Origin of the sequence: Massilia arenae, assembly GCF_008014745.1 — a bacterium.
GTDB classification, from domain to species: Bacteria; Pseudomonadota; Gammaproteobacteria; order Burkholderiales; family Burkholderiaceae_D; genus Telluria; species Telluria arenae.
The window spans coordinates 251,782-276,436 of sequence record NZ_VPFD01000004.1 but is presented as its reverse complement, the minus strand read 5'-3'; the positions used below and the strand labels follow the sequence as shown (position 1 = coordinate 276,436).

The 24,655-nt window shown below is 64.9% G+C and carries 23 protein-coding genes; 12 read left to right on the top strand and 11 right to left on the bottom strand.

Translation table 11 applies throughout. The features are described from left to right. Positions 1-120 precede the first annotated feature (120 nt). Positions 121-1,059 (bottom strand): LysR family transcriptional regulator, encoded by a 939-nt coding sequence (locus FVD38_RS05385; RefSeq protein WP_147933868.1) that lies wholly within the window; start codon positions 1,057-1,059, stop codon positions 121-123. A gap of 121 nt (positions 1,060-1,180) precedes the next feature. Between FVD38_RS05385 and gcl the strand changes: the two genes are divergently transcribed. From gcl to FVD38_RS05365, 4 genes are read left to right on the top strand one after another with little or no spacing between them, the layout of a single operon-like run. Further along, positions 1,181-2,923 carry a glyoxylate carboligase gene (gene gcl, locus FVD38_RS05380; RefSeq protein ID WP_147933867.1) on the top strand — a complete coding sequence of 581 codons (1,743 nt, stop codon included), beginning with the start codon at positions 1,181-1,183 and terminating at the stop codon, positions 2,921-2,923. Between the two features lie 20 nt (positions 2,924-2,943). Beyond that, positions 2,944-3,729 (top strand): hydroxypyruvate isomerase, encoded by a 786-nt coding sequence (gene hyi / locus FVD38_RS05375; RefSeq protein ID WP_147933866.1) that lies wholly within the window; start codon positions 2,944-2,946, stop codon positions 3,727-3,729. A 32-nt stretch (positions 3,730-3,761) separates the two neighbouring features. Then, on the top strand, positions 3,762-4,649 hold the full coding sequence (locus FVD38_RS05370) for a 2-hydroxy-3-oxopropionate reductase (RefSeq protein WP_123071413.1): 888 nt from the start codon (positions 3,762-3,764) through the stop codon (positions 4,647-4,649). 1 nt (position 4,650) lies between these two features. Further along, positions 4,651-5,583, top strand: a complete 933-nt coding sequence (locus FVD38_RS05365) for a histone deacetylase family protein (RefSeq protein ID WP_123071412.1) — start codon at positions 4,651-4,653, stop codon at positions 5,581-5,583. Positions 5,584-5,681: 98 nt separating this feature from the next. Here FVD38_RS05365 and FVD38_RS26405 read toward each other — a convergent pair whose 3' ends face one another. Both FVD38_RS26405 and FVD38_RS05360 read right to left on the bottom strand, forming a co-directional pair. Beyond that, entirely contained in the window at positions 5,682-5,837 is a 156-nt protein-coding gene (locus FVD38_RS26405) for a hypothetical protein (RefSeq protein WP_187271479.1), read from the bottom strand. 184 nt (positions 5,838-6,021) lie between these two features. Continuing rightward, complete coding sequence (locus FVD38_RS05360; protein ID WP_147933865.1) at positions 6,022-6,954, bottom strand: LysR family transcriptional regulator; 933 nt, start codon at positions 6,952-6,954, stop codon at positions 6,022-6,024. Between the two features lie 128 nt (positions 6,955-7,082). Between FVD38_RS05360 and FVD38_RS05355 the strand changes: the two genes are divergently transcribed. The 3 genes from FVD38_RS05355 (at position 7,083) to FVD38_RS05345 (ending at position 9,327) form a co-directional block, all read left to right on the top strand. Then, a complete protein-coding gene (locus tag FVD38_RS05355) occupies positions 7,083-7,400 on the top strand; it encodes an HAD family hydrolase (RefSeq protein WP_229493425.1) in 318 nt (105 codons plus the stop codon). A 110-nt stretch (positions 7,401-7,510) separates the two neighbouring features. After that, the gene (locus tag FVD38_RS05350; protein WP_147933863.1) at positions 7,511-8,278 is read left to right on the top strand and encodes a fumarylacetoacetate hydrolase family protein; all 768 of its coding nucleotides are present in this window, start codon (positions 7,511-7,513) and stop codon (positions 8,276-8,278) included. 20 nt (positions 8,279-8,298) lie between these two features. Next, complete coding sequence (locus tag FVD38_RS05345) at positions 8,299-9,327, top strand: 2-dehydropantoate 2-reductase (protein WP_147933862.1); 1,029 nt, start codon at positions 8,299-8,301, stop codon at positions 9,325-9,327. Positions 9,328-9,440: 113 nt separating this feature from the next. Here FVD38_RS05345 and FVD38_RS05340 read toward each other — a convergent pair whose 3' ends face one another. After that, positions 9,441-10,049 (bottom strand): Crp/Fnr family transcriptional regulator, encoded by a 609-nt coding sequence (locus FVD38_RS05340; protein ID WP_123071882.1) that lies wholly within the window; start codon positions 10,047-10,049, stop codon positions 9,441-9,443. A 143-nt stretch (positions 10,050-10,192) separates the two neighbouring features. Here FVD38_RS05340 and oxc point away from each other — a divergent pair, with 143 nt between their 5' ends. The 3 genes from oxc to FVD38_RS05325 all read left to right on the top strand — a co-directional run bounded on the left by oxc (position 10,193) and on the right by FVD38_RS05325 (position 13,759). Beyond that, positions 10,193-11,899 carry an oxalyl-CoA decarboxylase gene (gene oxc, locus FVD38_RS05335; RefSeq protein ID WP_123071883.1) on the top strand — a complete coding sequence of 569 codons (1,707 nt, stop codon included), beginning with the start codon at positions 10,193-10,195 and terminating at the stop codon, positions 11,897-11,899. A gap of 94 nt (positions 11,900-11,993) precedes the next feature. Beyond that, on the top strand, positions 11,994-13,244 hold the full coding sequence (gene frc, locus FVD38_RS05330; protein WP_147933861.1) for a formyl-CoA transferase: 1,251 nt from the start codon (positions 11,994-11,996) through the stop codon (positions 13,242-13,244). Between the two features lie 86 nt (positions 13,245-13,330). Further along, positions 13,331-13,759, top strand: coding sequence for a PAS domain-containing protein (locus tag FVD38_RS05325; protein WP_147933860.1), 429 nt, complete (start codon positions 13,331-13,333; stop codon positions 13,757-13,759). 177 nt (positions 13,760-13,936) lie between these two features. On the opposite strand, the gene FVD38_RS05320 is transcribed toward FVD38_RS05325, so the two are convergent. The 5 genes from FVD38_RS05320 to FVD38_RS05300 are packed head-to-tail and all read right to left on the bottom strand — an operon-like array spanning position 13,937 to position 19,972. Next, positions 13,937-14,191 (bottom strand): formate dehydrogenase subunit delta, encoded by a 255-nt coding sequence (locus FVD38_RS05320; protein ID WP_147933859.1) that lies wholly within the window; start codon positions 14,189-14,191, stop codon positions 13,937-13,939. Then, positions 14,188-15,045 carry a formate dehydrogenase accessory sulfurtransferase FdhD gene (gene fdhD, locus FVD38_RS05315; RefSeq protein WP_147933858.1) on the bottom strand — a complete coding sequence of 286 codons (858 nt, stop codon included), beginning with the start codon at positions 15,043-15,045 and terminating at the stop codon, positions 14,188-14,190. The genes FVD38_RS05320 and fdhD overlap by 4 nt, the downstream gene beginning before the upstream one ends. After that, positions 15,042-17,891, bottom strand: a complete 2,850-nt coding sequence (gene fdhF / locus FVD38_RS05310) for a formate dehydrogenase subunit alpha (protein WP_147933857.1) — start codon at positions 17,889-17,891, stop codon at positions 15,042-15,044. The genes fdhD and fdhF overlap by 4 nt, the downstream gene beginning before the upstream one ends. Before the next feature lie 21 nt (positions 17,892-17,912). Further along, complete coding sequence (locus tag FVD38_RS05305; RefSeq protein ID WP_147933856.1) at positions 17,913-19,472, bottom strand: formate dehydrogenase beta subunit; 1,560 nt, start codon at positions 19,470-19,472, stop codon at positions 17,913-17,915. Beyond that, positions 19,469-19,972, bottom strand: a complete 504-nt coding sequence (locus FVD38_RS05300) for a formate dehydrogenase subunit gamma (protein WP_147933855.1) — start codon at positions 19,970-19,972, stop codon at positions 19,469-19,471. The genes FVD38_RS05305 and FVD38_RS05300 overlap by 4 nt, the downstream gene beginning before the upstream one ends. A gap of 116 nt (positions 19,973-20,088) precedes the next feature. Here FVD38_RS05300 and FVD38_RS05295 point away from each other — a divergent pair, with 116 nt between their 5' ends. Together FVD38_RS05295 and FVD38_RS05290 are read left to right on the top strand one after the other, a co-directional pair. Continuing rightward, positions 20,089-21,153 carry a substrate-binding domain-containing protein gene (locus tag FVD38_RS05295; protein ID WP_147933854.1) on the top strand — a complete coding sequence of 355 codons (1,065 nt, stop codon included), beginning with the start codon at positions 20,089-20,091 and terminating at the stop codon, positions 21,151-21,153. Positions 21,154-21,209: 56 nt separating this feature from the next. Next, positions 21,210-21,950 carry a UCP032817 domain-containing protein gene (locus FVD38_RS05290; RefSeq protein WP_147933853.1) on the top strand — a complete coding sequence of 247 codons (741 nt, stop codon included), beginning with the start codon at positions 21,210-21,212 and terminating at the stop codon, positions 21,948-21,950. An 87-nt stretch (positions 21,951-22,037) separates the two neighbouring features. On the opposite strand, the gene FVD38_RS05285 is transcribed toward FVD38_RS05290, so the two are convergent. Together FVD38_RS05285 and xseA are read right to left on the bottom strand one after the other, a co-directional pair. Next, on the bottom strand, positions 22,038-22,616 hold the full coding sequence (locus tag FVD38_RS05285) for a superoxide dismutase (protein ID WP_123070843.1): 579 nt from the start codon (positions 22,614-22,616) through the stop codon (positions 22,038-22,040). 116 nt (positions 22,617-22,732) lie between these two features. Continuing rightward, positions 22,733-24,094, bottom strand: coding sequence for an exodeoxyribonuclease VII large subunit (gene xseA, locus FVD38_RS05280; protein ID WP_147933852.1), 1,362 nt, complete (start codon positions 24,092-24,094; stop codon positions 22,733-22,735). Positions 24,095-24,655 lie beyond the last annotated feature (561 nt).

Below are 24,655 nucleotides of genomic sequence, written 5' to 3'. Positions count from 1 at the left end.
AAAATGCGCCCTGCAGCGTTGCAAATCCTCGCGATACCACGCGGTATCGCTGCGGTTTGCGCCTTGCCGGGCACATTTTTCGTGACCGATCGCAGCCCGCCAGAATAAATCAGTGCTTCCCTAGGGCCGGCTCATGCCTGGCCGGGCCGTTACTGGCCGTGTCCAGTATCCCGGCTGGGCATAGACCGCCTTGAGGGTGTCGATGAAGCTGCGCACCCGCGCCGGCAGGTGGCGCTGCTGCATGTAGACCGCCATGATGTCGTAGTCGGGCAGGGCGTACTCGTCGAGCACCGTGACCAGTTCGCCGCTGGCCAGCTGCGCCTGGATCTCCCAGGTGGAGCGCCAGGCCAGGCCGAGTCCTTCGCTGGCCCAGCGGTGCAGCAATTCGCCGTCGTTGCAATCGAGGTTGCCGTTGACCTTGATGGTCACCGGCTTGCCGTCCTTCTGGAAGTACCAGCCGCGCTGCTGCCCGCCCTGCAGGTTGAAGGCCAAGCAGTTATGCTGCGCCAGCTCCTCCAGCGTGCGCGGCACGCCGCAGCGCGCAAGATAGTCCGGGGTGCCGCACACCACGCGCCGGTTGGTTGCCAGCCGCACCGCGACGAAACTCGGATCGAGCACGCCGCCGATCCTGATCCCCAACTCATAGCCTTCGCGCACCAGGTCGACCACGTGGTCGGTGAGGTTGAACGAGATCTGCACATTCGGATTGGCCGCCAGGTAGGCCGGGGCATGCGGCGCCACGTGCAGCCGCCCGAAGGCCGCCGGCGCCGACACGATCAGGTGTCCGCTGGCCTGGTCGCGGCCTTCGGACACGATGGTCTCGGCCAGGTCGATGTCCGCCAGCAGCCTGCGACAATGCTCGAGGAAGACCGACCCCGATTCGGTGAGCGTCAGGTGGCGCGTGGTCCGGTGCAGCAGCTTGACGCCCAGGCGGCGTTCGAGCGCGTCGATGCGCCGCCCCAGCATGACCGGCGTGATGTCCTGCCCCAGCGCGGCGCGCGCCAGGCTGCCCTTGTCGACCGCGTCGACGAAGGCCCACATCTGTTTGACCTTGTCCATGCCTCCAGTATTCCATACTCCAGAGATCGAATACACCTACTTTTTGTGTTCTTATCAGCAGCGCTACTACGCTCTAGCATACGTTCATCGCAATCGTGCGTTCATGAGCCTGGAGGTCGGAATGGCAAGGATGACAGCAGCAGAGGCAGCGGTGCTGGTGATGGAAAAAGAAGGCATCGAGGTCGCCTTCGGCGTCCCCGGCGCCGCGATCAATCCCTTCTACGCAGCGCTGCGCAAGCGCGACAGCATCCGCCACTACCTGGCGCGCCACGTTGAAGGCGCCTCGCACATGGCCGAGGGCTATACCCGCGCCAAGGCCGGCAACTTGGGCGTGTGCATCGGCACTTCCGGCCCGGCCGGCACCGACATGATCACGGGCCTGTATTCGGCGCAAGCCGATTCGATACCTATTCTTTGCATTACCGGCCAGGCGCCGCGCGCCCGCCTGTACAAGGAAGACTTCCAGGCGGTCGATATCGAATCGATCGCCAAGCCGGTGACCAAGTGGGCCGTCACGGTACGCGAGCCGGCCCTGGTGCCGCGCGTATTCCAGCAGGCCTTCCACCTGATGCGTTCCGGCCGGCCCGGCCCGGTGCTGATCGACCTGCCGATCGACGTGCAGATGGCGCAGATCGAGTTCGACGGCGACACCTATGCGCCGCTGGCGCTGCACAAGCCGCGCGCGAACCGCGCCCAGATCGAGAAGGCGCTCGACATGCTCAACGCGGCAAAGCGTCCCCTGATCACTGCCGGCGGAGGCATCATCAACGCCGACGCCTCGGCGCTGTTGGTGGAGTTCGCGGAGATCACGGGCGTGCCCGTCATCCCTACCCTGATGGGATGGGGCGCGATTCCCGACGACCATCCGCAGATGGCGGGTATGGCCGGCCTGCAGACCAGCCACCGCTACGGCAATGCGACCATGCTGGCCTCCGACTTCGTGATCGGCATCGGCAACCGCTGGGCCAACCGCCACACCGGCGGCATCGAGGTCTTCACCAAGGACCGCACCTTCGTGCACATCGATATCGAGCCGACCCAGATCGGGCGCGTGTTCGGCCCGGATCTCGGCATCGTGTCCGATGCGAAGGCCGCGCTCGAACTGCTGGTGGAAGTGGCGCGCGAGTGGCGCGCGAGCGGCCGCCTGCAAGACCGCAGCGAATGGCTCGAAGAATGCCAGGAGCGCAAGCGCACCATGCTGCGCAAGAGCGACTTCGACACCGTGCCGGTCAATCCGCTGCGCGTCTATCACGAGATGAACGCCTATTTCGGACGCGACGTGCGCTACGTGGCCAGCATCGGCCTGTCGCAGATCGCCGCCGCCCAGTTCCTGCACGTGAACCACCCGCGCCACTGGATCAACTGCGGCCAGGCCGGCCCGCTGGGCTGGACCATCCCGGCAGCGCTCGGCGTGCGCGTGGCCGACCCCGACGCCGACATCGTCGCCATCTCGGGCGACTACGATTTCCAGTTCCTGATCGAGGAACTGGCGGTGGCGGCGCAGTTCAAGCTGCCGTACATCCACGTACTGGTCAACAACGCCTACCTCGGCCTGATCCGCCAGGCCCAGCGCGGCTTCGAGATGGACTACTGCGTCCAACTGGCGTTCGAGAACGTCAACGCACCCGAGCTGGAAGGGTATGGCGTCGATCACGTGGCCGTGGTCGAGGGCCTGGGCTGCAAGGCGCTCAGGGTGTTCCGGCCGGATGACATCATTCCCGCCTTCGAGCGTGCGCGTGCGCTGATGCAGCAGTACAGCGTGCCGGTGGTGGTCGAGATCATCCTCGAGCGCGTCACCAATATCGCGATGGGCACGGAGATCGACGCGCTCAACGAGTTCAATGAAGTCCTCGATATTGAATAACGCCAGCACAGGAGACCGAGATGACCAGACTTGCCGCCAACCTGACCATGCTGTTCAACGAAGTCGACTTCCTCGACCGCTTCGAGCACGCCGCCAAGGCGGGCTTTCGCGGCGTCGAATTCCTGTTCCCCTATGCCTACCGGCTTGATGACATCGCCGCCCGGCTCGACGCAAGCCGCCTCGAACTGGTGCTGCACAACCTGCCGGCGGGGGACTGGGCCGGCGGCGAGCGCGGCATCGCCTGCCATCCGGGGCGCAAGGCGGAGTTCGAGGACGGCGTCGGCGCGGCGATCGAGTATGCCAGGGGGCTGGGCGTCAAGCAGCTTAACTGCCTGGCGGGCATCGTGCCGCCCGGCGTGCCGCTGGAAGACGCCTACCTCACGCTGGCAGCGAACCTCGAGTTCGCCGCCGGCAAGCTCAAAAGCGAGGGGATACGCCTGCTGATCGAACCGATCAACACCTTCGACATCCCGGGATTCATCCTGCACGGTACGCGCCAGGCGCTGGACCTGATCCGCGCGACCGGCTCCGACAATCTGTTCCTGCAGTACGACATCTATCACATGCAGCGCATGGAGGGCGAAATCGCGGCGACGATCAAGGCCAACCTGCCGTTGATCCGCCACATCCAGCTGGCCGACAATCCAGGCCGCTTCGAGCCGGGCACGGGCGAGATCAATTACCGCTTCCTGCTCGGCATGCTCGACGAGATCGGGTATGACGGCTGGGTGGGCTGCGAATACAAGCCCAAGGCCGGCACCGCGCAGGGCCTGCACTGGATCGGTGACCACGGCCTGCACGCCTAGAGATTCGCACACCATCACACCCGGAGACCATCATGACGAAAGTAGGATTCATCGGCCTTGGCATCATGGGCGGCCCCATGGCCACCAAGCTGCAGGAGGGCGGCTGCAAGCTGTTCCTGCATGACCTCAAAAACCCGCCGCTGGCCCTGATCGAGGGCGGCGCCACCGTCTGCACCAACGCCACCGAGGTGGCCAAGCGCGCCGACATCATCATCGTGATGGTGCCGGACACCCCGCACGTCGAGGAAGTGCTGTTCGGCGCCGAGGGCGTGGCCCTGGGGCTCACACCGGGTAAGATCGTGATCGACATGAGCTCGATCTCGCCGATGGCGACCAAGGAGTTTGCGAAAAAGATCAACAAGCGCCAGTGCGACTACCTCGACGCGCCGGTGTCGGGCGGCGAAGTGGGGGCACGCGCCGCGACGCTCACCATCATGGTCGGTGGTGGGCAGGAGGCGTTCGACCGGGCCAGGCCGCTGTTCGAGCTGATGGGAAAGAACATCACGCTGGTAGGGGGCAACGGCGATGGCCAGACCACCAAGGTGGCGAACCAGATCATCGTCGCGCTGAACATCCAGGCCGTGGCCGAGGCGCTGCTGTTCGCCTCGAAGGCGGGCGCCGACCCGGCCAGGGTAAGGCAGGCGCTGATGGGCGGCTTTGCCGCCTCGCGCATCCTGGAAGTGCACGGCGAGCGCATGGTCAAGCGCACCTTCGCGCCGGGCTTCCGTATCGAGCTGCACCAGAAGGACCTCAACCTGGCGCTGCAGGGGGCCAAGAGCCTCGGTCTCGCGCTGCCGAATACCGCCAGCGCCCAGGAGCTGATGAATTCCTGCGCCGCCCACGGCATGGCCCAACTCGACCATTCGGCGCTGTGCCAGGCGATCGAGCGGATGTCGAACCACGCCATCGCCGACGCCTGACATGCATACCCTGGTATTCCATCACCAGGCCTGCTTCGGGCACGAGCCGGGGCCCGGCCATCCGGAATCGCCATGGCGCCTGCATGCGGTGCTGACGGCGCTGCGCCAGCCCGAATTCGCGCAGCTGGCCTGGCGCGAGGCGCCGCCCGGCACGCGCGAACAGCTATTGCTGGTGCACGACGCCGACTACATCGACGCGATCGTCGACGCAGCCCCGTTGGGCGGCCTGGTGGCGCTCGACGGCGGCGACACCCTGATGTCGCCCGGCTCGCTGGAAGCGGTGATGCGCTGCGTCGGCGCCGCCTGCGCCGGCGTGGATGCCGTGATGACGGGCGAGGCCGCCAACGTGTTCTGCGCGACCCGGCCTTGCGGACACCATGCCGAGCCTGGCCGGGCGATGGGCTTTTGCCTGTTCAACCAGGCCGCCATCGCCGCCGTCCATGCCCTCGAGGCGCACGGCCTGCAGCGCGTTGCGGTGATCGACTTCGACGTCCACCATGGAAATGGCACGCAGGCCGCGTTCTTCGACCGGCGCGAACTGTTTTATGGGTCGAGCCACCAGTCGCCGCTGTATCCGGGGACCGGGGCGGCAAGCGAGACTGGCGTGAGCGGCAATATCGTCAATGTGCCGTTGCCGTCGGGATGCAGTCCGGATCTGTTCTGTGCGCGGACGGCCGGCGTCCTGCTGCCGGCGCTGCGCGAGTTTGCGCCGCAATTAATCGTCATCTCGGCCGGCTTCGACGCCCATCGGCTCGATCCTTTGGCCAATATGAATCTGGAAAACGAGGATTTCGCGTGGATTACGCGCGAAGTCATGGAAATTGCGAGGGATGTGTGCCAGGGGCGGATCGTGTCGATCCTGGAAGGCGGCTACAGCGCGCAGGGGCTTGCCGGGGGATGCGCGGCGCACGTGCGTGCGCTGATGCAGGGATAGTTATGTGCAGCGCGGTGCCGCGCACGGGATATCGCATCCGGTGCGGGCGCCTCGGTATGACGTCGTATCCGATATTCCGATGACGACAGGACCGGAAATTACAGGCCGCAACCGTAGTAGGCTGGGTCCGAATCCTTGCCGGTGTAGCCTGGTTCGAGCTTCTCGCGCAGATTCAGCGTGAGGAAGGCGACGACGAGCGACAGCAGGGAGTGCGACGTGGCTGCGAAAGTGGTTTCGGCTGGTGCGTTGATCATGACTGGCTCCTGAAAGTTGGTTTGTGCAATGCAGTAAATATAGGGACTACTGACCCGCGCTTCCAATTTCGAGTGCTGATACCAGTTATTCTGTATGTGAATGTTGCCCTATAAAAACCGGCACTTATGCAAGATCTCAACCGTGGCCCGCGTGTTTTCCGGGTGTGGCTAGGTCGCCACAGGATCAGGGGCCCGGTGAGGGAATCAGCGCCGCGATCCGCGCCTTGCCTTCGTCCAGCAGGAACTGGCGGAACGCCCGCGCCACAGGAGGCAGGCGTTTCTCTCTCCGATGCACGACATACCAATTGAGCATCAAGGGAAATCCTTCGACCTCCAGCACCACCAGGCTGCCCACGGCGACTTCGCGGCCGATCGTGTGAAACGACAGGAAGCCCAGTCCCATGCCGGCGATCACCGCCTGCTTGATCGTCTCGGTGCTTTTGATCTCCATCGCGACGGTCAGTTCGGCCAGGTGGGAGCCGAACGCGTCCTGCATCGAGAACCAGGTATCGGAGCCCGGTTCGCGGATCACGAACGGGTGACCAATCAGTTCGCTCATCGGGATGCGCCCATGCCTGGCCGCAACCAGCGGATGTTCTGGCGCAGCCACGATCACATAGGGATGCGGGGCGAAAGCATCGTTCTGCGTGTCGAGTTCGGCAGGTGGCCGCACCATCACGGCCAGGTCGGTGCGATTGGCCGCCAGCTTGTCCAGCAACTCCTCGCGGTTATGCACCGTCAGGTTCAGCTGCACGCCCGGATGCTGGCGCGCGAAGGCGACCATCAGCTGCGGAAAGAAATAGTCGCCGGCACTGATCACCGCCACGTTCAGCTTGCCGCCGGCGATTCCCTTCAGTTGCGCCATCGCATCTTCCGCTTCATCGAACTGCTGGATGATGGCGCGGCAGAAGTGCAGCAGCTCGTCGCCCGCCTGGGTGAGATAAATCTTTTTTCCCAGCTGTTCGAACAAGGGCATGCCCACATGGCCTTCGAGCGTGCGGACCTGGGTCGATACGGCCGGCTGGGTCAGGTGCAGTTCCTCGGCGGCGCGCGAAAAGCTGAGGCGGCGCGCGACCGTCTCGAAGACTTTCAGTTGACGCAATGTCGCGTTCTTCATCGGTTCTCCCACCCATGTATACGCAGTCGTTAATGATTATCCCTAAAAACTTTCACTATTGCTCATCATTTTGTTGGACTACGATGGTTTTGAGACAGCTCGACCGCAACCACCACCTGGAGAGTGCCATGACGACGACTTGCTGCAACAACGTTGATGCCGAGTGCAACGCCTATAACGCGGCGTTCCATGAATTGGGATTGAGCTGGGTCTGGGATACCGGGCTTTATGCGAACGCGGTCGCCGGCTCCGACGACCGTACCGGCTTGCGCAACTACCTGGCGCGGCACCAGTCCCACCTGTTGAGCGCGCACGACGCCGATTTCCTGGTCGAGGCGATCCTGGCCACCAAGGAACGCTGCCAGGCGCAGCTGAGCGCGGCCGGCTGCAATCCGGCGGCCTATATCGACTGGTCCTCGCTCCAGCAGCGCCAGATCGGCGCCTAGACCTGAGCGGCCCTGTTGAGATTTTCGAATCTTAACCGTGGTCAAGGATATACGGAATTCGTTCTTCCACAATCAGAGCATCCACCGACCCGACGTTCGAGAGACCTCACATGATCCGACACTGGATACGCTTTCAACACCTCGATACCGTACGTTTTGGCACGCTCGAGGGCGACAAGATCCGGATCTTCAAGGGCGATATGTTCGATAGCCCGCGACGGACCGACATGGCGGTGAACCTGAACGAGGTCGAGGTGCTCACACCGAGCGTGCCCGGCAAGGTGCTGGCGATGTGGAACAACTTTCACGCGCTCGGCCAGAAGCTGGGCCTGGCGCCGCCAGCCGAGCCGCTCTACCTGATGAAGCCTTCGACCTCCTACCTGGCGCCGGGCGGCACGATCCGCAAGCCGCTATGCGAGGGCAAGGTAGCGTTCGAGGGCGAGCTGGCGATCGTGATCGGCCGCCGCTGTACTGCCGTCCCGGTCGAGGAGGCGCAAGACTACGTGTTCGGCTACACCTGTGCCAACGACGTCACCGTGGGCGAGATCATCGGGCGCGATCCGACCTTTCCCCAGTGGGTGCGCGCCAAGGGCTTCGACACCTTTTGCCCATTCGGCCCGGTGATTGCCACCGGGCTCAACCCGGCAATGCTGGTCGTGCGCACGACCCTGAACGGCGAGGTGCGCCAGGACTACCCGATCAACGACATGGTGTTTTCGGTGGCCGAGCTGGTCAGCCGAATCTCCCAGGACATGACACTGGAGCCGGGCGACCTCCTGCTGTGCGGGACGTCGGTCGGCGTCGGCTCGATGCGGCCGGGCAGCACGATCGAGGTAGAGATCGACGGCATCGGAAAGCTCATCAATCGGTTCGAGTAAACGACGACAAGGGGTGGGTCATGAAGATCGCAGTAATTGGAGCGGGGGCAATTGGCGGCCTCGTTGGCGCCAGGTTGGCGCTGGCGGGCGAGGAGGTGACATTCATCGTGCGGGGCGCCAATCTGGCGGCGATTCGCATGAACGGCATCAAGCTCATCGAGATGGACGGGGAGGAGAGGATCGCCTCGCAAGTGCGCGCGACAGATGATTATGACGCAGCCGGCGAGCAGGACCTGGTGATCCTGGCCATCAAGGCGCACCAGGTCGATGGCGTATCGGCCCAGGTCGGCAAGCTGTTCGGCCCGCGCACCGTGGTGGTGACGATGCAGAACGGCATACCGTTCTGGTATTTCCACCGCCATGGCGGCGAGTTCGACGGGCGTACCGTGCACAGCGTCGACGCCGGCGGCGAACTGGCGCGCCGGATTCCACCGGAGCGGGTGCTGGGTTGCGTGGTCTATCCGGCCGCCGAACTGATGGCGCCGGGCGTCATCCGGCACATCGAAGGCGTACGCTTTCCGCTGGGGGAACTGGACGGCACCACGAGCGAGCGGGTGGAGGCGGTATCGGCCTGCTTCCAGAACGCCGGCTTCAAGTCGCCGGTGCTGGACAATATCCGCGCCGAGATCTGGCTCAAGCTATGGGGCAACGTCAGCTTCAATCCGATCAGCGCGCTGGCGCATTCGACCCTGGTCGACATCTGCCAATACCCGCTCACACGCGAGCTGGCGGCGGAGATGATGCGCGAGGCGGAAGCGGTGGCCACCAAATTAGGGATCACCTTCCGCGTGACCCTGGACCGGCGCATCGAAGGTGCCGCCCAGATCGGCAAGCACAAGACCTCGATGCTGCAAGATGTGGAGGCGGGCCGGGGGCCGGAAATCGATGCCCTGGTCGGATCGGTGATCGAACTGGCGCGCATGACCGGCACGCCGACGCCGCATATCGATTCGGCGTATGCGCTGGTGAAGCTGCTGGAGCAGACCATGACCGAGGAGGGTGGTGGGGTCAAGTTGCAGAGGGCGGGTACGCCAGTAACGACAGCTTAGTTGCAATCAGCACGTCGCCCCCGCGCAGGCGGGGGTCTAAGTTTGCAAGCGTTTCGGTAACGCTGAACTTAGGCCCCCGCCTTCGCGGGGGCGACGTTTTTGCGCCAACACTTTCAGATCTTCCCCCGATTCTTCAACCGGCTCAGGGTCTCCGGCGACAGGTTCAAATACGCCGCCAGTTCCTTCTTGGGCAGCCGTTCGAACAGGTCGGGATGCTTGCGCATGAAGCGGTGAACCCGGCCCGGTGCATCGAGCAGATGCAGCGTGATGGTGTGCGCCATGATCGCGCTCATCAGGTTCATGACCTCATATTCAAAGGCCTGCTTCACGGTGCTGTGACTGCGCATGTAGTCGACCCATTGCGGCAGCGGCATGCGCGCCACCCGCACCTTGGTAACGCAAGCGATGGAAAATGGCGTCGGCATCTTGAGGCACCAGGCGGCGTAGCTGGTTTCGATATCCCGTTCCGCCGAGAAGCGCAGGATCATCTCCTTGGCTTCCTGATTCGAGACCTGGCGCTTGAGGATACCGTCCAGGATGAAGTACTGCGACATCTCCTGCACGCCCTGGTTCATGAGCAGGTCGCCCTTTTGGTGGTTCTCGATCGTCAGATACGGTTCGAGCGCCGCCATTTCACTGTCGCGCAATTCCTTGAGTACCACATTCTGCTTTAACTGCAGACGAATGATGTTCCGTTCCGAATGATTTGCAATAGTCGTCATGAACGCGGCCGTTTAGCGAGATTCTCGCATCATGCGGCCAAAATTGACCATGGTCAATGAGACAAATCAGGCGTGCTGGCTATGATGGTTTGCGGGCGATACACACCGCGTTCTGCCCGGATCGACAATAACTGGAGACAGCAATGACTAACCACGTATCGGTAGACGTGACCGACGGCTTCCACCTGGTAATCGATGCCTTGAAACACAACGACATCGATACGATCTTCGGCCTGGTCGGCATTCCGATTACCGACCTGGCGCGCCTGGCGCAGGCCGAAGGGATGCGTTTCATCGGCTTCCGTCATGAACAGAACGCCGGCAATGCCGCGGCAATCGCCGGGTACATGACCCAAAAACCGGGTATCTGCCTGACGGTCTCGGCGCCGGGCTTCCTCAACGGCCTGACGGCGCTGGCCAACGCAACCACCAACTGCTTCCCGATGATCCTGATCTCGGGCTCGAGCGAGCGCGAGATCGTCGACCTGCAGCAGGGCGACTACGAAGAAATGGACCAGCTGAACGCGGCCAAGCCCTACGCCAAGGCATCCTACCGTATCAACAAGGCCGAGGACATCGGCGTCGGCGTGGCGCGGGCGATTCGCGCCGCGGTCTCGGGCCGCCCGGGCGGCGTCTATCTCGACCTGCCGGCCCAGCTGCTGGCGCAGACGATCGAGGCCGGCCACGCCAAGCGTTCCCTGATCAAGGTGGTCGACCCGGTGCCGCGCCAGCTGCCGGCCCCGGACTCGGTGCAGCGCGCACTGGCGCTGCTCAAGGGCGCGAAGAAACCGCTGATCCTGCTCGGCAAGGGCGCCGCCTACGCGCAGGCCGACGACGACATCCGCGCGCTGGTCGAGCGCACCGGCATTCCCTACCTGCCGATGTCGATGGCCAAGGGCCTGCTGCCGGATACGCATGCCCAGTCGGCGTCGGCAGCCCGCTCCTACGTGCTGGCCGAGGCCGACGTGGTGGTGCTGATTGGCGCGCGCCTCAACTGGCTGCTGGCCCATGGCAAGGGCAAGACCTGGGGCAAGCCCAAGCAGTTCGTCCAGATCGACATCTCACCGACCGAGATCGACAGCAATGTGGCGATCGCCGCGCCGCTGATCGGCGACATCGGCTCCTGCGTGGCGGCCCTGCTCGACGGCCTGGACGGCGCCGGCATCGCCAAGCCGGACGCGGAATGGCTGGGCCCGATCGCCGAGCGCAAGGAACAGAACACGGCCAAGATGGCGGCGCTGCTCAACCGCGACGTGGCGCCGATGAACTTCCACACCGCCCTGCGCGCCATCCGCGACGTGCTCAAGCAGCATCCGGACATCAACCTGGTCAATGAAGGCGCCAACACGCTCGATTACGCGCGCAGCATCGTCGACCAGTACCAGCCGCGCAAGCGTTTCGACTCCGGCACCTGGGGCATCATGGGCATCGGCATGGGCTATGCCATCGGCGCGGCCGTCGTCAGCGGCAAGCCGGTGGTCGCGATCGAAGGCGACAGCGCATTCGGTTTCAGCGGCATGGAGCTCGAGACCATCTGCCGCTACGAGCTGCCGGTGACGACCATCATCTTCAACAACAACGGCGTGTACCGCGGCACCGACGTCAACCCGACCGGCGGCAAGGACGTCGCCCCGACCGTGTTCGTCAAGAACGCCCGCTACGACAAGATGATCGAGGCCTTCGGCGGCATCGGCTACCACGTGACCAGCCCGGAAGAACTGACCCGCGCGCTGAGCGAGGCAATCGCCGCCGGCAAGCCCGCCCTGATCAATGCCGTGATCGACGAGACCGCCGGCACCGAGAGCGGCCGCCTGACCAATCTGAATCCGCAAAGCAACGCGAAAAAGTGACCTGTAGTACAGCGAAGCGACACGCACGACCGCCGGCGCCCACAAGGCTGCCGGTGGCGCCCGCACTATCGACTGAATAAAGGAGACTGACATCATGAGCAAACCACTCGAAGGCATCAAGATCATCGACTTCACCCACGTCCAGGCCGGCCCCGCCTGCACCCAGCTGCTGGCCTGGTTCGGCGCCGACGTGATCAAGGTCGAGCGTCCCGGCGCGGGCGACGTCACGCGCTCGCAGCTGCGCGACATCCCCGGCGTCGACGCCCTGTATTTCACCATGCTCAACAGCAACAAGCGTTCGCTGACGCTCGACACCAAGAAGCCTGAAGGGAAGGAAATCCTGACCAAGCTGATCAAGGAGTCGGACGTGCTGGTCGAGAACTTCGGCCCGGGCGCGCTCGACCGCATGGGCTTTACCTGGGAGCACATCAAGGAACTGAACCCGGGCATGATCGTGGCATCGGTCAAGGGCTTCAGCGACGGCCACCACTACGAAGACCTGAAAGTCTATGAAAACGTGGCGCAGTGCGCCGGCGGCGCCGCCTCGACCACCGGCTTCGACGACGGCCCACCGACCGTCAGCGCCGCCGCCCTGGGCGACAGCAATACCGGCATGCACCTGGCGATCGGCATCCTGACCGCCCTGCGTGCGCGGGATACCACGGGCAAGGGCCAGAAAGTGGCGGTATCGATGCAGGACAGCGTGCTCAACCTGTGCCGCGTGAAGCTGCGCGACCAGCAGCGCCTGGACCGGGTCGGCTACCTGGAAGAGTATCCGCAGTACCCGCATGGCACGTTCTCCGACGTGGTCCCGCGCGGCGGCAATGCCGGCGGCGGCGGCCAGCCGGGCTGGGTGCTCAAGTGCAAGGGCTGGGAAACCGACCCCAACGCCTACATCTACTTCACCATCCAGGGCCATGCCTGGGCGCCGATCTGCAAGGCGCTCGGCAAGGAAGAGTGGATCGACGACCCGGCCTACATGACCGCCGGCGCGCGCCAGGACAAGATCTTCGCCATCTTCGGGACGATCGAGGACTGGCTGAAGGACAAGACCAAGTTCGAGGCGGTCGATATCCTGCGCAAGTTCGACATTCCCTGCTCGCCAGTGCTGTCGATGAAGGAGATCGCCGCCGATCCATCGCTGCGCGCCAGCGGCACGATCGCCGAGGTCGAGCACAAGGAGCGGGGCACGTATCTCACCGTGGGCAGCCCCATCAAGTTCTCGGACATGAAGGTTGATATCAAGGGCTCGCCGCTGCTGGGTGAACACACCGACGAGGTGCTGGAAGGCCTCGGCTACAGCCAGAAGGACATCGCGGCGCTGCACGAGAAGCAGGTGGTGTGACCACGGGCCTGGCTGGATAAAACGTAGGTACGGTGCGCGTCGGCGGTTTGCGACGCGCATCTGTTTTTTTATGGGGAGGTCTGAATATGCAAGCCGACATCGATTTTCAACAACTGCTGCAGGCGCTGGGCGACGGCGTCGTCGTTTGCGACGCGAAAGGCGACATCACGTTCTGGAACGCCGCCGCGACGCGCATCTTCGGCTTTACCGAGAGTGAGGCCATTGGACAGTCGCTGGACCTGATCATCCCGGAGCGTCAACGCCAGCGGCACTGGGACGGCTATGACAAGACCATGGCCACCGGTGAGACGCGCTACGGCAGCGACATCCTGCGCGTGCCGGCACTGCACAAGGAAGGCAAGCCCTTGTCGATCGCCTTCACGGTGGCGCTGCTGCACGGGCCTGGTGGGGAAGTGTCGGCGATCGTCGCCCTGGTGCGCGACGAGACCGAGCGTTGGAGTGAGGAACGCAAGCTGCGCGCGCGCCTGGCGCAGCTCGAGACGGCGCAGGCTTGATCCTGTTCATCCAGCCGCATCACGCTAGTCCGGTAGCCGAAAAACGTCATTCCCGCGGAGGCGGGAATCCAAGTACGTCACGCAGCCACTCCGTTAAAGCGTAGTGGCAACGCATAAGACTTGGATTCCCGCCTGCGCGGGAATGACGTATTTGGGCAGCAGGACTGGCGTGAGAGATCAACCCGCATCGCCACCCGGCGGCGGAGGCGGCATATGGTCGCGCCGGTGCTCCAGCAATGCCTCGATCACCATCGGCTTGAGTCCTTCGCCCTCGGTTTCGTCGAGATGCGAAAACAGCCGGCTGCGCATGCGCGGCGCCCAGAAGCGCTGCAGGTGGTTGGCGATCTCGGTGCGGCCTTCCTGGGGATCCGGGTAGGACTCGAAAAAGGTGCCGATCTGGTTGGCCATCGTGACCAGGTTGTCGATGTTCATGCGGACTCCATTGCGATGTTGGCGCCGTGGGCATAGGCGACGAAGTCGTCGCCGCGGGCGAAGGCGACCAGGGTCAGGCCGCAACCGAGTGCGGTACGAACGGCGAGGGCAGTAGGCGCCGAGATGGCGACCATGGCGGCGATGCCGACGGTGGCGGCTTTCTGCACCATCTCGACGCTGGCGCGGCTGGTGATCAGGCAAAACCCGTCGGCCGGGTCGGCCCCGGCCAGGTGCAGGCCGCCGATCAGCTTGTCGAGCGCGTTGTGGCGGCCGACGTCCTCGAAGGCAGCGCGCGGCCTGCCGTCACGGCCGCACCATATGGCCGCATGGGTGGCGCCGGTAATGCGATTGAGCGGCTGCTGGGCCCGGGCCTCGGCCAGGGCGCGCCGGATCGCCGGGCCGGACAGCGCCCGCGTCGGCGCCAGCCAGGGCAGGGGCCGCACCACCTGGGCCAGGCTATCGACGCCGCACAGGCCGCAGCCGGTACGGCCCGCCAGGCTGCGCCGCCGCTCCTTGAGACGCATGAAGGCGCCGGCGGCGAGGTCGATGTGGGCGGTGATGCCGCTTGCCGCGTGTTCGATCTCCACGCCATAGAATTCGGCGGGCGAGGCGACGATGCCTTCGCTCAGCGAAAAGCCGAGCGCAAACTCCTCCAGGTCGGCGGGCGTCGCCAGCATCACCGCGTGCGAGACGCCGTTGTACTCGAGCGCAACCGGTACTTCCTCGGCCAGCTCGTCCTGCGTGCTGCGCGACTGGCCACCGTGCATGCGCGCCACGGTCATGCAGGCGCTCGGAAAGTGCTGGACGGGCCCTTGCACCTTGGCGTGCGCATCCATGTCGAGCGCGGCCATCATGCGACCGGCTCCGCCAGACCCAGCTGCATCTGGTTGAAGCGGGCATATTCGAGCTGCCAGTCCGACTGCTGCTGGACCGGCATCACCTGCACCGCCGTGACCTTGTATTCGGGGCAGTTGGTGGCCCAGTCGGAATTCTCGGTCGTGATGACGTTGGCGCCCGATTCGGGGAAGTGGAAGGTGGTGTAGACCACGCCCGGCTGCATGCGTTCGGTGACCATCGCCCGCAGCACGGTCTCGCCGGCGCGGCTGTGGATGCCGACCCACTGGCCCTCCTCGATGCCGCGCTCCTGGGCATCGTGCGGGTGGATCTCGAGCCGGTCTTCGGCATGCCAGCGCACGTTCTCGGTGCGGCGCGTCTGCGCGCCGACGTTGTACTGCGACAGGATGCGGCCGGTGGTCAGGATCAGCGGATACTTGCGCGTCACCTTCTCGTCGGTGGCAACGTACTGGGTGATGATGAAGCGGCCCTTGCCGCGCACGAAGCCGTCGACGTGCATGGTCGGCGTGCCTTCCGGCGCCTCGTCGTTGCACGGCCACTGGATGCTGCCCAGTTCATCGAGGCGGCGGTAGCTCACGCCGCTGAAGGTCGGCGTCAGGCGCGCGATCTCGTCCATGATCTCGGACGGATGGCGGTAGTTCATCGGATAGCCCAGCCGGTTCGACAGCGCCACCGTGACTTCCCAGTCGGCATAGCCGGCCCGTGGCGGCATCACCTTGCGCACGCGCGAGATGCGGCGTTCGGCATTGGTGAACGTGCCGTCCTTTTCCAGGAACGAGGAACCCGGCAGCAGCACGTGGGCATACTTGGCCGTCTCGTTCAGGAAGATATCCTGCACTACGATGCACTCCATGGATTCGAGCGCCGCGGTGACGTGCTGGGTGTTCGGGTCGGACTGGACGATGTCCTCGCCCTGGCAATACAGGCCCATGAAACTGCCGTCGAGGGCCGCCTCGAACATGTTCGGGATGCGCAGCCCCGGTTCGGCCTGCAGCGGCACGCCCCAGGCCTGTTCGAACAGGGTGCGCACGGTGGTGTCCGAGACGTGGCGGTAGCCCGGCAGCTCGTGCGGGAAGGAGCCGATGTCGCAGGAGCCCTGCACATTGTTCTGTCCCCGCAGCGGGTTGACGCCCACCCCGGCGCGGCCGACGTTACCGGTGACCATGGCCAGGTTGGCGATGCCCATGACGGTGGTCGAGCCCTGCGCGTGCTCGGTCACGCCCAGGCCGTAGAAGATCGCGCCATTGCCGCCCAGCGCATACATGCGCGCGGCATCGCGCACCTGCTGCGCCGGCACGCCGGTGATCGCTTCCGTCGCTTCCGGCGAGTTTTCGGGCTGGGCGACGAAGGTACGCCACTGCGCGAAGGCGCGCATATCGCAACGCTCGGTGATGAAATCGTTGGCCATCAGGCCTTCGGTGACGATGACATGCGCCAGTGCGCTGACCATCGCGACGTTGGTCCCGGGCCGCAGTTGCAGGTGGTAGTCGGCGCGGATGTGCGGCGACTTGACCAGGTCGATGCGGCGCGGATCGATGACGATCAGGCGCGCGCCCTGGCGCAGGCGCTTCTTCATGCGCGAGGCGAACACCGGGTGGCCGTCGGTTGGATTGGCGCCGATGACCAGGATCACGTCGGCCTTCTCGACCGACTTGAAGGTCTGGGTGCCGGCCGATTCGCCAAGCGTCGTCTTGAGACCGTAGCCGGTCGGGGAGTGGCACACGCGGGCGCAAGTATCGACGTTGTTGTTGCCAAACGCCGCGCGCACCAGCTTTTGCACCAGATAACCTTCTTCATTGGTGCAACGCGACGAGACGATGCCGCCGATCGAATCCTGGCCGTGCTTGGCCTGGATGCGCTTGAATTCGGACGCCGCATAGTCGAGGGCTTCGTCCCACGAGACTTCTTTCCACGGATCGGTGATCCTGGCGCGGATCATGGGTTTGAGGATGCGGTCCTTGTGGGTGGCATAGCCCCAGGCGAAACGTCCCTTGACACAGGCATGGCCCTCGTTGGCCTTGCCGTCCCTGGCCGGCACCATGCGCACCACCTCGTTGCCTTTCATCTCCGCCTTGAGCGAGCAACCGACGCCGCAATAGGCGCAGGTGGTGGTGATGCTGTGTTCGGCCTGGCCGAGCCAGATGACCGATTTCTCGGTGAGGGTGGCGGTGGGGCAGGCTTCGACGCAGGCGCCGCACGACACGCATTCGGATTCCATGAACGCTTCGCTCTGGCCGGCGGCGACGCGGGAATCGAACCCGCGTCCGGAGATGGTCAGCGCGAAGGTGCCTTGCGTCTCTTCGCAGGCGCGCACGCAGCGGTTGCACACGATGCACTTCGACGAATCGAAGGTGAAATAGGGATTGCTCTCGTCCTTCTTAAGCTTCAGGTGGTTGGCGCCTTCGTAGCCGTAGCGCACTTCGCGCAGGCCGGTCACGCCGGCCATGTCCTGCAGCTCGCAGTTGCCGTTGGCGGGGCAGGTGAGGCAGTCGAGCGGGTGGTCGGAGATGTACAGCTCCATCACGCCCTTGCGCACCTCCTGCAGCTTGGGCGTCTGGGTGCGTACGACCATGCCCGCTTCGGCCGGCGTGGTGCACGACGCCGGATAACCGCGGCGGCCTTCGATCTCGACCAGGCACAGGCGGCAGGAGCCGAACGGCTCCAGGCTGTCGGTGGCGCACAGCTTGGGGATATTGATGCTGTTCTCGGCCGCCGCGCGCATCAGCGAGGTGCCGGCCGGGACGGTGACCTGGACGCCGTCGATGGTCAGGGTGATCATCTCGGTGGCGAGGTTGATTTCTTTCGCCGGCGTGCCGAAATCGCGGGTGAGGATGGTTTCGATCATCGTGTTCTCCTGGGCTGCCGCTCAGGCGGCCAGTTCGTCGCCGGCCATCTGGCCGAAGTCTTGCGGGAAGTGGTTCAGCGCCGACAGCACCGGGTAGGGCGTCATGCCGCCCATCGCGCACAGCGAACCATTGAGCATCGTGTCGCACAGGCTGCGCAGCAGGATGACTTGCTGCGGGCGCTCGGTGCCGGCGCGGATCTTGTCGATCACCTCGACGCCGCGGGTGGAACCGATGCGGCAGGGTGTGCATTTGCCGCACGATTCGACGGCGCAGAACTCCATCGCGTAGCGCGCCAGCTTCGCCATGTCGGCGCTGTCGTCGTGGACCACGATGCCGCCATGGCCCAGCACCGCCCACAAGGCGGCAAAGGCTTCGTAGTCGAGCGGGGTGTCCCACTGCGAGGCCGGCAGGTAGGCGCCCAGCGGGCCGCCCACCTGCACCGCCTTGATCGGACGGCCGCTGGCGCTGCCGCCGCCGTAGTCATACATGATCTCGCGAAGCGTGACGCCGAACGCCAGTTCGATCAGGCCGCCGTTCTTGATATTGCCGGCCAGTTGCACCGGCAGCGTGCCGCGCGAGCGCCCCATGCCGAAGTCCTGGTAGAACTGGGCGCCCTTGTCGAGGATGACCGGCACCGAGGCCAGCGACAGCACATTGTTGATGACGGTCGGCTGGCCGAACAGGCCGGCCAGCGCGGGCAGGGGTGGCTTGGCGCGCACCACGCCGCGCTTGCCCTCGATGCTCTCCAGCAGGGCGGTCTCTTCGCCGCAGATATAGGCGCCGGCGCCCTTGCGCACCTCCAGCTCGAAGGCGCGGCCGCTGCCGGCGACGTTGGCTCCGAGCAGGCCCGCGCGCGTGGCCGTCTGGATCGCGTGATTGAGCGCGGCGATCGCATGCGGATACTCGCTGCGTACGTAGATGAAACCGCGGGTGGCGCCGACCGCGAGGCCGGCGATCGTCATGCCCTCGATCAGGACGAAGGGGTCGCTTTCCATGACGATGCGGTCGGCGAAGGTGCCGGAGTCGCCTTCGTCGGCATTGCAGACGATGTATTTTTGGTAGGCAGGCGCCCGCAGCACCGTGTTCCACTTGATTCCGGTGGGGAAGGCGGCGCCGCCGCGTCCGCGCAGGCCCGAGGCGGTGACGGCGGCGACAATGTCGGCGCCCGTCATTGTCACGGCCTGGCGCAGGCCGCGGTAGCCGCCGTGGGCCTCGTAGTCGCTGAGCGACAGCGGGTCGGTGATGCCGCAGCGGGCGAAGGTCAGGCGGGTCTGCCGGGCCAGATACGGAATCTGTTCGACCAGGCCGAGCGCCAGGCGGTGCGTGGATTGGCCGTCGTGGAAGCCGGCATCGAACAGGGCGGCCACGTCGCTTTCGTCGACGTTGCCGAAGCCGATGCGCCCGTCCGGGGTATCGACTTCGACCAGCGTTTCGAGGTATAGCAGGCCACGGGTGCCGTTGCGCACCAGGTCGATGGCGATGCCGCGCCGTGCGGCCTCGCTACGGATCGCGCTGGCGACGTCGTCGGCGCCCAGGGCCAGCGCGGCCGAATCGGCGGGAACGTAGATGCGCACGCTCATGCGACCTCCTCGGCTTTGGTGGACAGCTTCGCGACCAGCCTGTCGAAACGCTGCGGCGTCACGCGGGCGTGGACGGCATCGTTGATCATGATGGCCGGGGCGGTGGCGCACTGGCCGAGGCAGTACACGGGTTCCAGGGCGAAGCCGCCGTCGGCGGTATGCGCGTGCAGGTCGCAACCGAGCGCCTGCTGGACGTGGGACAGCAGGGCGTCCCCGCCCATGCTCTGGCAGGCCTCGGCGCGGCAGACCTGCACCGTGCAGCGCGCCGGCGGCGTGGTCTTGTAGTAGTGGTAGAAGGTGATCACGCCATGGACCTCGGCGCGCGACAAATTGAAGCTTTGCGCGAGTCCCTCGACCGCATCGGGCGGGATGAAGCCGAGCCGGTCCTGGATCGCATGCAGCACTGGCAGCAGCAAGTCCTGGCCGAGCAGGCCATTGTGCGCATGAAGTGCGAGGATGTCGCCGATGACGCGGCGCGTTTCGGTGCTGTCTTGTTTCATGGTGTCTCCATCTCTGCCTTGCATATGTTTATCGGAACATATATAACGGCTTTTATTGACTGCTCAGGCCAGAGTAGCACCCGATTCACCGGTGTTCAATATGAAGGATTTTGCATATGATCAGAGTGGAGATACGGCCGGACTGGATCGTGCGCGATGCCTCCGGGGAGCCGACCGCGCTGCCGGCGCTGCTCGGGCTGCTGCTGGCGGTGAGCGAGCTGGGTTCGATCAGCAAGGCCGCCACGGCGCGCGGCATGTCCTACCGCCATGCCTGGGGAATGCTGCAGCAGTTCTCGGCACAATTCGGCGTCGAGCTGGTCCACAAGGTGCGCGGCAAGGGCACGGTGCTGTCGCCGCTCGCCGAAAAACTGATGTGGGCCGACCGCCGCATCCACGCCCGCCTGACTCCCACGCTCGATAGCCTGGCCTCGGAACTGCAGCAGGAACTGGCGCGGGTATTAATCGGCGACGCCCAGGTGCTGCGCCTGACCGCCTCGCACGGTTTCGCGGTGGCGGCCCTGGTGACGCAGCTGAACGAGCATGGCGTCACGGTCGACATCAATTATCGGGGCAGCAGCGATGCGGTGGCGGCGCTGGCGCGCGGCGAGTGCGACCTGGCGGGATTTCATTTGCCGGTCGGCGAACTGGAAGGGGCGGCGGCCGCCAAGTACCGGTCCTGGCTCGATCCCGAGCGCCACGCGCTGCTGCACCTGGCGTATCGCATGCAGGGGATCTTCGTCGCCAAGGGTAATCCAAAGGGCGTGACCGGCCTGGCCGACCTGGCGCGCCACGATCTGCGCTTCGTCAACCGCCAGAAGGGGTCCGGCACGCGGGTGCTGCTCGAACTGCTGCTGGCCGACCGTGGCGTCGACGCCGCCGTGATCAACCGTTCCGGCACCGCCGAATTCACGCACGCGGCGGTGGCGGCCTATGTCGCCAGCGGAATGGCCGACGTGGGCTTCGGCGTCGAGACGGCGGCGCGCCGCTTCGATCTCGATTTCATCCCGGTGATTCGCGAACGGTACTTCCTGGCCTGCGATGTCGGCGCGCTGGACACGCCGCTGTTGACGTTGGCGCAGGCGGCGATGGCGAGCGGCGCTTTCCGGGAGGTGCTGTCGGCATTGCCCGGCTATGATGGCGCGCTGAGCGGCGACCGTCTCGATCTGCATTTCCTGTTCTAGTAGTAGAAGCGGGGCGCGGTATGATGTGGCCATGTCAATCAAGAGCATGGCGGCATATGAACTGGATCGATGACTGGCGCGTGCGCGGCGAGCTGCGGCGCTCACGCTATCGTGAACAGCTGGTGCAACTCGCGCCGGCCTTGTACGCCTACTGGCAGCGTGTCGGACCCGAAGAATTTCCGGGCATGCCCGTCGACCGCCTGTTCTTTCATCGGGCCGCTACCGGACTGATGGCATTTTTCGACGCATCCACACGGCGCGGCAAGCCGTGCGCGCTGCCGTCGCTGGCCGCGGACTCGGTCTGGCATGCGTGGATGCGCTGGGACGCCGACGATCTCGCGCGCTTTTGCCGGCGCCACTTCAGCACCACGATCGCTCACCTGCCGCAGTCCGCCCTCGAGCGCACAGCCCTGGCGCAGACACTGGTCGGCTGCCGCGCACTGGAAGGGCGGCCTTCCCACGGCCCCGGCCTACCGTCGCTGTTCGCTCTCGACGCCCGTCTGTACATGCCGAACGGCCACGGTTACTGGATCGAGCGTGGCGACATCGTTTATCGGCGCCTCGATGCGGCAGGAGGCAAGCCGGGGCCGGCGCACGTGCATCCCGATCTCGCGCTGCCGGCGCTGTTCGGTGCGGGGCTGGTCAGCGAAATGACTTACCTGGCGCTGCTAAAGAAGCCCGGAGCGGAGGCGCAAACCGGCGACGGCGGCGTTGCCATCGTCGATTCCGGCGGCGACAGCGACGGTTGCGGCGATGGTGGAGGCGGGAGCGGCTGCGGCGGCGGTGGCGGCGACTAGATTCCGGCGCCGGCGAAAAAAAGGCCCGCGCGAGCGGGCCCTGGTCGTCGACGCATCATGCCGTCGCCGGCATGACGGTCAGTGCATTCAGACGAAATTCTTGTTCACGAATTCCCAGTTGGCGACATTCCAGAACGCTTCCAGGAACTTGGCGCGCGCATTGCGGTAGTCGATGTAGTAGGCGTGTTCCCAGACGTCAGCGGTCAGCAGCGGCACGTCGGTGGTGGTCAGCGGGGTGCCGGCGCCGGTGGTGTTGACGATGTCGACGCTGCCGTCGGCCTTTTGCACCAGCCAGGTCCAGCCCGAGCCGAAGTTGCCCAGTGCCGATTTGTTGAACTCTTCCTTGAACTTGTCGAACGAACCCCATTTGGCGTTGATCGCGTCCAGCGCCTTGCCGGTCGGTGCGCCGCCGCCGTTCGGGCTCAGGCAGTTCCAGAAGAAGGTATGGTTCCAGATCTGGGCCGAGTTGTTGAACACGCCGCCGGTCGACTTCTTGATGATCTCTTCCAGGGACAGGTTTTCGAACTCGGTGCCCTTGATGATGTTGTTCAGGTTGGTCACATAGGTCTGGTGATGCTTGCCGTGGTGGTATTCCAGGGTCTCGGCCGAGATGTGCGGTTGCAGGGCGTCCTTGGCATACGGCAGTGGCGGCAGGGTGTGTTCCATGTGTGCGTTCCTTAGTGGTTGGGAAAGGTTGCTGTTCTTATAGCGCCGTTATTCTACGCAATATAGAGCAACGTTGCAGGCTTGCATTTTTTGCAGCCCCGGCAACGGATCCGGATTCACTCCAGCACGCTCTGCACCTGGGCCACGCCGACCTCGGCGCTGCCATTGGCCAGTCGCACCGTCAGCGTGTCGCGCTCGTGGATCTGGGCTGGATCGCGCACGATCTGGCTCTTGCCGTCGCGCACGATGGCATAGCCGCGCTCCAGCGTGCGCTGCGGGTTGAGCAGCTCGAGCTGGGCGGCCAGGGCATTGAGCGCTTCGCGCCGCGCCCTGAGCTGGCTGCACAGGCTAGCGTTCAGGTGGCGGCTGTCCGACGCCAGCCGGGCGCGCAGGGCGCGCATGTCGGGACGGTGGCGCGACCAGCGTTGCTGCAGCTGGGCCAGCGCCAGGCCGTGGCGGTTGACCGGCAGCTTGACCGCGTGCGTCATGGCTGTGGCCAGCGACAGCAGTTTGAGGCGCTGGTGGCCGATCTGGGTCGAGGGGCTCAACAAGCGGCGGCTCAGGTTGTCGAGGCCCTGGCCGGCGTCGTGCAGGCGGCGCTCCATGGCGCGCTGCAGGTCGAGGGCGTCGCCTTCGAGCGAGGCGAGCCAGTCGGCGCGTGGCGTGGCGGCCAGTTCGGCGGCTGCCGTCGGCGTCGCGGCGCGCACATCGGCGGCGAAGTCGGCGATGGTGACGTCGGTTTCATGGCCGACGCCCGAGATCACGGGGATCGCGCAGGCGTCAATGGCGCGCGCCACGCACTCCTCGTTGAAGCTCCACAAATCCTCGATCGAGCCGCCGCCGCGGCAGACCAGCAGCACGTCCACCTCGGCGCGGCGCGAGGCCGTCATGATGGCTTCGGCGATCTTGTCGGCCGCGAACTGGCCCTGGACCGGGGCAGGGTAGAGCACGATGCGCACGTGTGGGGCGCGCCGGCGCAGGGCGGTCAGCACGTCGCGCAGGGCGGCGGCCTGCGGGCTGGTCACGATGCCGATGCTGCGCGCGAACAGCGGCAGCGCGCGCTTGCGGTCGGCGTCGAACAGGCCTTGCGCGGCCAGCTTTTCCTTCAGGCGCAGGAAGGCTTCGTAGAGCTGGCCCACGCCGGCGCGGCGGATCGCCTCGACATTAATCTGATAGTCGCCGCGCGCGCCGTACAGGGTCACCAGCGCACGCACCTCGACCTTATCGCCTTCGCGCGGGGTAAAACCGGCCGACTGCGCGCGGCTGCGGAACATCACTGCGCGCACCTGGGCCGCATCGTCCTTCAGCGTGAAATACCAGTGACCGGAAGCGGCGCGCGTGAAATTGGAGATCTCGCCGCCTATCCACACCAGCGGGAATGAACGCTCCAGCAGGCGCGCCACCTGCTGGTTCAGGGCGGTGACGCTCAGGACGGCAGGGGCGGTGAAGGCTGGATCGGCGTCGTTCGGTGCTTGCATGGCGGGCTGGTGAGAATGGCGAAAGCGAACATTATCCCCCATCGGCAAGCGGCAAGTGGTTTTACAGCCCAGGGCCCGGGAGCGGGCAATGTTGCTGCTTTTCAATGCAATCTATTGAAAACCTTTTTTAATCAATAGCTTATGCGTGAGGTAATGTCGTTTGAGAGCGGTTTATCCACAAAAACTGTGGGGAACTCATCCCATCTGAGGGGGAGTGCGTACCGTTTGGGCAGGATAAGTAGAATTGTTACGAATCAATGACTTAAGTCTCTAGCCGGTAGCTTGATCACAAAGTTGTCCACAGAATCTGTGCAAACCTTTTGGGTGCAGGACGGGGCCGCAAAGCGGCCGATCGATGCTTTGGGGGACCGAACATGGCGCATCCGACGCTGCCCGCTTTTGAGGCAGGTCAAGCTATTCTCAGTAAAATCAATTACTTAGGTAGTAAAGTTCAAGCTTCCTCACATTCTTATCCACAAAAATTGTGCACATGGCGAATAATGTATGCACCGCTGCTTCGCAGACCAAACAATCGAGGCAGAAACCGCCGTCCAGGCACTT

Bases quoted from the DNA above. Each gene is read 5' to 3' on its own strand.
- FVD38_RS05385 (WP_147933868.1), bottom strand. From the start codon at position 1,059: ATGGACAAGGTCAAACAGATGTGGGCCTTCGTCGACGCGGTCGACAAG.
- gcl (WP_147933867.1), top strand. From the start codon at position 1,181: ATGGCAAGGATGACAGCAGCAGAGGCAGCGGTGCTGGTGATGGAAAAA.
- hyi (WP_147933866.1), top strand. From the start codon at position 2,944: ATGACCAGACTTGCCGCCAACCTGACCATGCTGTTCAACGAAGTCGAC.
- FVD38_RS05370 (WP_123071413.1), top strand. From the start codon at position 3,762: ATGACGAAAGTAGGATTCATCGGCCTTGGCATCATGGGCGGCCCCATG.
- FVD38_RS05365 (WP_123071412.1), top strand. From the start codon at position 4,651: ATGCATACCCTGGTATTCCATCACCAGGCCTGCTTCGGGCACGAGCCG.
- FVD38_RS26405 (WP_187271479.1), bottom strand. From the start codon at position 5,837: ATGATCAACGCACCAGCCGAAACCACTTTCGCAGCCACGTCGCACTCC.
- FVD38_RS05360 (WP_147933865.1), bottom strand. From the start codon at position 6,954: ATGAAGAACGCGACATTGCGTCAACTGAAAGTCTTCGAGACGGTCGCG.
- FVD38_RS05355 (WP_229493425.1), top strand. From the start codon at position 7,083: ATGACGACGACTTGCTGCAACAACGTTGATGCCGAGTGCAACGCCTAT.
- FVD38_RS05350 (WP_147933863.1), top strand. From the start codon at position 7,511: ATGATCCGACACTGGATACGCTTTCAACACCTCGATACCGTACGTTTT.
- FVD38_RS05345 (WP_147933862.1), top strand. From the start codon at position 8,299: ATGAAGATCGCAGTAATTGGAGCGGGGGCAATTGGCGGCCTCGTTGGC.
- FVD38_RS05340 (WP_123071882.1), bottom strand. From the start codon at position 10,049: ATGACGACTATTGCAAATCATTCGGAACGGAACATCATTCGTCTGCAG.
- oxc (WP_123071883.1), top strand. From the start codon at position 10,193: ATGACTAACCACGTATCGGTAGACGTGACCGACGGCTTCCACCTGGTA.
- frc (WP_147933861.1), top strand. From the start codon at position 11,994: ATGAGCAAACCACTCGAAGGCATCAAGATCATCGACTTCACCCACGTC.
- FVD38_RS05325 (WP_147933860.1), top strand. From the start codon at position 13,331: ATGCAAGCCGACATCGATTTTCAACAACTGCTGCAGGCGCTGGGCGAC.
- FVD38_RS05320 (WP_147933859.1), bottom strand. From the start codon at position 14,191: ATGAACATCGACAACCTGGTCACGATGGCCAACCAGATCGGCACCTTT.
- fdhD (WP_147933858.1), bottom strand. From the start codon at position 15,045: ATGATGGCCGCGCTCGACATGGATGCGCACGCCAAGGTGCAAGGGCCC.
- fdhF (WP_147933857.1), bottom strand. From the start codon at position 17,891: ATGATCGAAACCATCCTCACCCGCGATTTCGGCACGCCGGCGAAAGAA.
- FVD38_RS05305 (WP_147933856.1), bottom strand. From the start codon at position 19,472: ATGAGCGTGCGCATCTACGTTCCCGCCGATTCGGCCGCGCTGGCCCTG.
- FVD38_RS05300 (WP_147933855.1), bottom strand. From the start codon at position 19,972: ATGAAACAAGACAGCACCGAAACGCGCCGCGTCATCGGCGACATCCTC.
- FVD38_RS05295 (WP_147933854.1), top strand. From the start codon at position 20,089: ATGATCAGAGTGGAGATACGGCCGGACTGGATCGTGCGCGATGCCTCC.
- FVD38_RS05290 (WP_147933853.1), top strand. From the start codon at position 21,210: ATGAACTGGATCGATGACTGGCGCGTGCGCGGCGAGCTGCGGCGCTCA.
- FVD38_RS05285 (WP_123070843.1), bottom strand. From the start codon at position 22,616: ATGGAACACACCCTGCCGCCACTGCCGTATGCCAAGGACGCCCTGCAA.
- xseA (WP_147933852.1), bottom strand. From the start codon at position 24,094: ATGCAAGCACCGAACGACGCCGATCCAGCCTTCACCGCCCCTGCCGTC.